Source organism: Acaryochloris sp. IP29b_bin.148, from assembly GCF_028285565.1.
In the GTDB taxonomy this organism is placed as follows: Bacteria; Cyanobacteriota; Cyanobacteriia; order Thermosynechococcales; family Thermosynechococcaceae; genus Acaryochloris.
In genome coordinates this window covers 23,266-30,222 of sequence record NZ_JANQOY010000056.1, presented here as the reverse complement: position 1 = coordinate 30,222, position 6,957 = coordinate 23,266, and the positions used below count along the sequence as shown (strand labels likewise).

At 49.4% G+C, this 6,957-nt stretch carries 7 protein-coding genes; 4 read left to right on the top strand and 3 right to left on the bottom strand.

The genetic code is table 11. The features are described from left to right. Nucleotides 1-31 precede the first annotated feature (31 nt). From Q0986_RS05930 to murD, 3 genes are all read left to right on the top strand, one after another. Complete coding sequence (locus Q0986_RS05930) at nucleotides 32-874, top strand: acyl-CoA desaturase (RefSeq protein WP_010479938.1); 843 nt, start codon at nucleotides 32-34, stop codon at nucleotides 872-874. Nucleotides 875-994: 120 nt separating this feature from the next. Next, on the top strand, nucleotides 995-2,041 hold the full coding sequence (locus Q0986_RS05925) for a zinc-dependent dehydrogenase (RefSeq protein WP_299405832.1): 1,047 nt from the start codon (nucleotides 995-997) through the stop codon (nucleotides 2,039-2,041). A gap of 72 nt (nucleotides 2,042-2,113) precedes the next feature. Continuing rightward, the gene (gene murD, locus Q0986_RS05920) at nucleotides 2,114-3,496 is read left to right on the top strand and encodes a UDP-N-acetylmuramoyl-L-alanine--D-glutamate ligase (RefSeq protein ID WP_299405827.1); all 1,383 of its coding nucleotides are present in this window, start codon (nucleotides 2,114-2,116) and stop codon (nucleotides 3,494-3,496) included. A 93-nt stretch (nucleotides 3,497-3,589) separates the two neighbouring features. Here the strand turns inward: murD and Q0986_RS05915 are convergent, their stop codons facing one another. Together Q0986_RS05915 and Q0986_RS05910 are read right to left on the bottom strand one after the other, a co-directional pair. Continuing rightward, nucleotides 3,590-4,141 carry an EF-hand domain-containing protein gene (locus Q0986_RS05915; RefSeq protein ID WP_299405822.1) on the bottom strand — a complete coding sequence of 184 codons (552 nt, stop codon included), beginning with the start codon at nucleotides 4,139-4,141 and terminating at the stop codon, nucleotides 3,590-3,592. A 475-nt stretch (nucleotides 4,142-4,616) separates the two neighbouring features. Further along, nucleotides 4,617-5,096 carry a hypothetical protein gene (locus Q0986_RS05910; protein WP_299405818.1) on the bottom strand — a complete coding sequence of 160 codons (480 nt, stop codon included), beginning with the start codon at nucleotides 5,094-5,096 and terminating at the stop codon, nucleotides 4,617-4,619. An 83-nt stretch (nucleotides 5,097-5,179) separates the two neighbouring features. Here Q0986_RS05910 and Q0986_RS05905 point away from each other — a divergent pair, with 83 nt between their 5' ends. After that, a complete protein-coding gene (locus Q0986_RS05905; protein ID WP_299405813.1) occupies nucleotides 5,180-5,791 on the top strand; it encodes a rhomboid family intramembrane serine protease in 612 nt (203 codons plus the stop codon). Between the two features lie 11 nt (nucleotides 5,792-5,802). Here the strand turns inward: Q0986_RS05905 and Q0986_RS05900 are convergent, their stop codons facing one another. Next, nucleotides 5,803-6,723 carry a Ycf66 family protein gene (locus Q0986_RS05900; RefSeq protein WP_299405809.1) on the bottom strand — a complete coding sequence of 307 codons (921 nt, stop codon included), beginning with the start codon at nucleotides 6,721-6,723 and terminating at the stop codon, nucleotides 5,803-5,805. Nucleotides 6,724-6,957: the final 234 nt, after the last annotated feature.

Sequence of the window (6,957 nt, the reverse complement as noted above, 5' to 3'; positions counted from 1 at the left end):
TTGTCGAAATATTCATTTACAAAGAGACTAAATGACTATCGCAACACCGCCATCACAGCTTAAGCGTGATTGGACCTTTATTGTGGTCCTAATTGCTATTCATATTGGAGCATTGTTTGCCTTCTTACCCAGCAACTTTAGCTGGGCAGCCGTGGGCTTTGCCGTCTTTTTTCACTGGGTTACCGGTGGACTCGGTATCACCCTGGGTTGGCATCGGATGCTCACCCACCGCAGTTTCAAAACCCCAAAGTGGCTGGAGTATTTTCTCGTCTTTTGCGGATCCTTAGCCTGTGAGGGCGGCGTGATTTGGTGGGTTGGCTTGCATCGCAACCATCATATGCATTCTGATACGGATCTGGATCAGCATAATTCCCGTAACGGCTTCTGGTGGAGTCACATGGGCTGGATGATTCATGAAATCCCCGCAGAAGCAGACATTGACAAACTGACGAAAGACATCAATACCGATCCTTTTTACCGGTTTTTGGATGATTACTTCTTCCCCATGCAAATCGTCTTTGGAGTATTGCTGTACTTTATTGGCGGTTGGCCTCTAGTGGTTTGGGGTATTTTTGTCCGCTTGGTGTTGGTGTATCACTGTACTTGGTTTGTGAATAGCGCCACCCATAAGTTTGGCTACAAAACCTATGAGTCTGATGATCAGTCCACCAACTGCTGGTGGGTTGCCCTCCTCACCTATGGTGAAGGCTGGCACAATAATCACCATGCTTTTCCTCAATCGGCTCGCCATGGCTTGCAATGGTGGGAAATTGATACCACTTGGATGATGGTGCAGTTACTCCAATCTCTGGGCTTAGCGGATAAAGTTCGCTTGCCTAATGCCCAACAGCTGGCATCCAATGATGGTGCCTAGCCCCCATCACCTCCCATAATTCTTAAAATGAAACCCTGCCTGCTGGTGGGGTTTCATGCCTTGAGGGCCAGGAAGCAACACGATAAGCTGAAAACAGACGTTCGTTAGGGTTCGGGAAGCATGAAAGCTCAAGTCTTTCGCGGGGTAAATCAGCTCAGCTACGAAGAGATACCAAAGCCTGAAGTGGGTGCAGATGAGGTTCTCGTCCAAGTCAAAGTAGTAGGTCTTTGCCAATCTGACATTAAAAAAATTCGCTATCCCCTCTATGAGCCCCCCCGGATCTTTGGCCATGAAACGGCGGGTGAGATTGCTGCCGTTGGCTCTGCCGTCAACGACTGGCAGGTGGGACAGCGGGTGGTCGTACTGCACCATATTCCCTGTATGCACTGCGACTACTGCCTGAATGACAATTTTTCCATGTGCGAAGTATATAAAAACATCACCACCACGGCTGGATTTAGCCCCAGCGGCGGTGGCTTTGCCGATTATGTGAAAGTGCCAGGGCATATTGTTCAGCGCGGCGGCTTAATCGAAATCCCTGAGGATATTTCCTTTGAGCAAGCCAGCTTTGTAGAACCTACCAACTGCTGCTTGAAGGCTGTCACCAAAGCTGATATCAAACCGGGGCAAACGGTTCTGATTACGGGGGCTGGCCCCATCGGCCTGATGTTTGTGATGCTGGTCAACTATGTAGGGGGCCGGGCCATTACCACGGATCTCTTACCCACGCGAATTGAAAAAGCGAAGCAGGTGGGCGCGACGGCGGCCTTTGACGCTCGCGATCCAGATCTAGCCTCTAAGATTCAAGATTTGACCAATGGTATGGGGGTGGATGTCAGCTTACTGGCCGTGCCCAGTGATAAAGCCTTTTTCCAAGCCCTCGACTGTACCCGCAAGGGCGGTAAGATTCTGTTTTTTGCGGAATTCCCCGATGAAGTCGAAATTCCCATTAATCCCAATGTCTTGTATCGTCGCGAAATCGATTTGATTGGCAGCTATAGCTCTTCTTTTCGGCTACAGAAACAGTCGGCGGATATTATTTTCAACAAGCGAATTGATGTCGATGCCTTAGTCAGCGATCGCTATCCGCTTCAGGACTTAGCGAATGCGGTCGAGCAGGCGGTTTCTCCTGGGCCAGAGACCTATAAGATTTTAATTTATCCCTAAGAAGCATTTAATTGGAGCAAAGGGCCCACCAAGCGATACGATCAGGATTGCTGAATCACATTGCTCCCTTCTATGCCTGCTGTTCATATTATTGGTCTTGGCCGCTCCGGTATCGCGGCTGCTCGTCTCCTGCGCCGGGAGGGGTGGCAAGTTTCGGTGGGTGATGCAGGCCATTCAGAAGGGTTAGTGGCGACGCAGCAAACCTTGGCGGCAGAAGGCATTTCCGTCCATTTAAATCTGAAATTTTCCTTGTCGGCCTTGGCTGAACTCGGTCTGAACCATCCTGATCGGATTGTGGTCAGTCCTGGGGTACCGTGGCAGCTGCCTGCTCTGGAAGAGGCACGATCTCAAGGTATTGAGACCTTTGGCGAGCTTGAACTGGCCTGGCGATACCTCAAGCAATACCCTTGGGTTGGGATTACAGGCACCAACGGTAAAACCACCACTACTGCCATCGTCGAAGCCATCTTTAAGGCAGCAGGGTTGCGGGCACCCGCCTGCGGCAATATTGGCTATAGCGCCTGTGAACTGGCCCTAGCAGGCGAGCCGCTGGACTGGGTGATTGCGGAGGTGAGCAGCTACCAAATTGAATCCTCCCCCACTCTAGCCCCCACCATTGGCGTCTGGACGACCTTCTCCCCGGATCATCTGGAGCGTCATGGCACGGTTGAATGCTACCGCGAAATTAAGGCTCAGCTTCTCAACCAGTCCAAACAGAAGATTCTCAATGGTGATGATCAGGGCTTGATCAAAGGTTTGCCTTGGCGATGGGCGGATGCCTATTGGACGAGTAGCCAAGGCCCCAGCTTGCCGGATGCCTGCAATAGTCAACGCTGCCCGATTCCCAATATTTTTATTGAAGAGGAATGGGTGAAGGTGGAAGGAGAGCCAATTGTGTCGGTATCCTCCATGCGAATGCTGGGGGTTCATAACCAGCAGAATCTTTTGCTAGCGGTTGCTGTGGCTCATTTGGCGGGGATTGAGAAGGATGCGATCGCAACTGCCGTATCCACGTTCCCTGGTGTGGCCCATCGTCTAGAACATATCTGTACCTGGCAGGGCGTCGATTTTATCAATGACAGCAAGGCCACCAATTATGAAGCTGCCCAAACGGGATTAGCTGCAGTCAATAGTCCTGCCATTCTGATTGCAGGCGGGGAAGCCAAAGCCGGTGATGATCAGGCATGGCTGCAAACCATTCAGGCTCAAGCGGCCAAGGTGTTGTTGATTGGCAGCGCTGCCGATGCCTTTAGCCAGCGCCTTAAGGCAATTGAATATGACGATTATGAAATCGTGGAAACGATGGGCAAAGCGGTGACTAGAGCTACTGAACTGGCCCCTTCTCTGCAAGTCAAAAGTGTGCTCTTATCGCCTGCCTGTGCCAGCTTTGATCAATATCTAAACTTTGAGAAACGAGGCGATCATTTTCGGCAGTTGTGCCAGGCTCTTCTGTAATAAAACAACTGACAACTCAAAACGTTCAAGATCGAATATGCGCAATTCTCAGTATTTCTACAAAATAAGAGCAATTGCTGATCGTTTTTTCTTTTATCCTCTTGGTAGTTGCCCTTTTTCATGGGCAGCTTCAATCTCAGCAGGCGTTACTTCACCATTTTTATCTGTATCAATTAAATCAAAGAACTCGTCTAAACCCATTTGACGATATAGTCTTTCTTTCACAAAATCTTCTACCTCTGTTTTGGCAACAATACCATCACCATTTGAATCTGTACCATCAAAAGCAAATGGAGGTTCTACTAAATCAAGCTCCTCTTCAGAGAGTTGCCCATCATTATCTGTGTCGTATTGTTCGAAATAAGTAACTAAACCAACTTTTCTCTCAGGCCCTTGGGCTATAAACTTATCAATTTCAGCTTTAGTTACAGTACCATCTCGATTAGCGTCAGACGCACTAAATGGCCCATGTGGTCCTGGACTCCTAGGGCCTTCTTTTAATCGCTCTCCCTTAGTTATTCCCTTGTTATCCATGGGCTTTTTATCGCTGTTATCTATGGGCTTTTTGTCGCTATTTTGACATCCAGAAACATAGATCATCATGACTGCAATTAGAACAATTTTAAGGAATTTTATGTTTTTCATTTTGATTTCAAACCATTACTAACGGTTTAGACTCAGGGGGACGAGAGTAATTTTAAGTGCTGACGAATAAGTTGTTTTGAGCGTCTCTTGCGGACCCATGTTAGCTATTATTCCACTCTGATCTTTAGAGGAAGAAAATGTATGAAAAGCTACCACTCAAAGATAAAGCTTTCTCGACTTGAGGCGTAGCCATAAACAAACCCGCACCCAGTGAGCGATGAGTGAGGATATCGCAGTAATCTTATCCTGGTAGAGAATGAACTGATAGGCCTCCTCTATCCGCTAAAACGGGTGAACGAGCATGTGATCTGTCCTAGATGTCGTCTTCTGCCTGGTACCTCAAGTCTGTAAATGGTGGGATCTACTGTTCAGTAAGCGTGGGGCCTTTTTCTGTCGGCACGTCCATAAAAATCACATAGGAACCAAAGAGTTGGCCATGCTGGATCATAGCCAACTCTTGAAAAGGGCAACTCTATTATCGAATCGTGTAACACCCTCGATTGGGAAGCACCATATTGGCAACCCACTTATACACCCGTTCACCAACCTTTAGCGTTCGACTGAGACTCACATCCGTGACTCGGGCCTCGTCATAGCAAACCTTGCCTCGAGCTAGGCTAAAGGACGTAATCCGAGCCTTCATTTTGACTGTACCATGAGCATCTCGGCGAACCTTACGCTTCAGTGTCACATGGGCATTGACCTTCATCCGGCAGCCATCAAAGGCAATGGATTTGACCTGATTGATGCGGAGTTTTTTTCGTCTATTGATGCGATGGGTTTTACCAGCGACCTTGCCATTCACCGCACTGAGTAATTGGGATTCATATCGACGCCCTAAGGTTTCGACTTGATGACAGTCTAGGGAGCGAGCTTGGGCTGGTGCAGGATGATGGCTGATGACGCTGGTCAAGGTACCACTGAGTGCAAGGGCCAATAGAACTGGCTTATTCATGATCTTTCTCCTAAGGATTGCTAGGGTGTTGAGAGTTCGCTTAGAACGGCTCACTGAATCAATAGGATTGGGTTTTAAAGTTTATGCAGTTTGACCGATGGGTGTCCTATCCAGAACTCACTCTTCATCTTCGGATTTTGGGTGGGTTTATCAGTGTTCTTTGGGGGTTAGAACTAGCTGATACCGTGATCTTCAGAGGTCGGTTAAATCGATTTGGAATTTTGCCCCGTCGATGGATTGGTCTCCGGGGCATTCTATTTGCTCCGTTATTGCACGGAAATCTTCGCCACCTGTCCGTGAATACGGTGCCGTTGGTGGTTCTGGGATGGCTTATTCTGGTACGTTCTACGCCAGTATTTATCTGGGTAACGGTAGGGGTATGGCTAGTCGGCGGGTTGGGGGTGTGGTTGCTTGCCGGGCCAAAGTCCAATCATATTGGGGCTAGTGGGTTAGTGTTTGGCTATTTGGGATTTTTGCTGACCAATGGCTATGTTGAGCAAAGTGGGGTTGCGATCGCAACGGCAACCCTAGCCGGTTTACTCTACGGCAGCACTCTCTGGGGAGTCCTTCCTCTGCGACGAGGAGTCTCTTGGCAAGGTCATTTATTTGGGGTAATCACAGGCGGACTCTGCGCTTACTACCTCCCCCAACTACAACGATGGCTCCCTGCTCTACCCGAGTTAACTAGACTCTAGATCCTAAGGCTCTAGCCCAGTGGGTCAGGGGGTTGTGGCAGATTAGGGGGGGATTCTTGCTCCTCGGAAGAAAGGTTAGAAATCACCTGATCTAATTCAGCTTTGAGTTCTGCTTTTGTGGCGTCTGGCGGATCGATCGTCTGGGGTTCAGCCGTAGGGCCCATCACAGGAGTATCCTGGCTCTCCGTGCTGACCGCTGTTGGCATCTGTGGATCAGGGTGGGGGTGCTCCTCCGGCGTTGTCTTGTCGGCAACAGGAAGGGGCATTTCAGGAGGAGCTGATGCAGGGGGGGTGGTGGCGGTCTCTATCGTCACTGGAGCCGCAGAAGCAGGATCGGCTTTGGATAGGCTCTCCTTAGTCTCCTGAGCTGCAGTCTCCTGAGCTACTTGAGCAGGTGGTGGGTCAACCAGCGTCTCTTTAGAGGGCTGAACTGTCTCGACTGGGGGAGTGGCTTCAGTGCGATCTTGGCCCCCGATCATGCCCTTGAGCTGGTCTCCCAACCCTGACAGACGCTGTTTAAGGGCGGGAGGCAAAATGGAGGTTTCTGAAGTGCCGTCATTCGCTTGCGTCCCCATCCGTTGCCACAGTCCTTGCCAATCCACGCTAGCAACCTTGGCAATAACCTGGTCCATAACCGCTCTAGCTTTTGCACTGAGCGTTCCAGCCTCTGGCTGAGGGGGATTGGCTTCGACCATTGCCCACCGTCGTTGCAAGGCCTGGTAACTTAACCACACCAGCAGAACCACACTTGCCGTATGCCCTAGCAGTAAACCCAGCGGACGACGATAAATGAGCAAAATAAGCGCATAGAAAAGACCGGTTCCACTCCACCAAATATCGGTTTTGCGGTGAATTTCTGGATAGACATAAGCCGTCAAATACAGCCCAATGCTACCCAAACCAACGATCAATACTAAGGCAACAGAGAGCATGGCCTTGGTCCTCCACCCAGCAAGAACAGGATTTTAAGTACGCCCCATTCATACCACTCTCTTGGTCAATTCCTCAGCATATAGTTAAAAAAATCAAAGAGGCATATCCAATACAGATACACCTCTTACGATTACACGGGCTTCGAGCTACGTTGAGCTTTACTAGCGGAGACAAGCTTGTCAATCTCTGCCTCTCAGCATAAAAAACTGTCTAAGGCTAGACTTTCCTCTAGA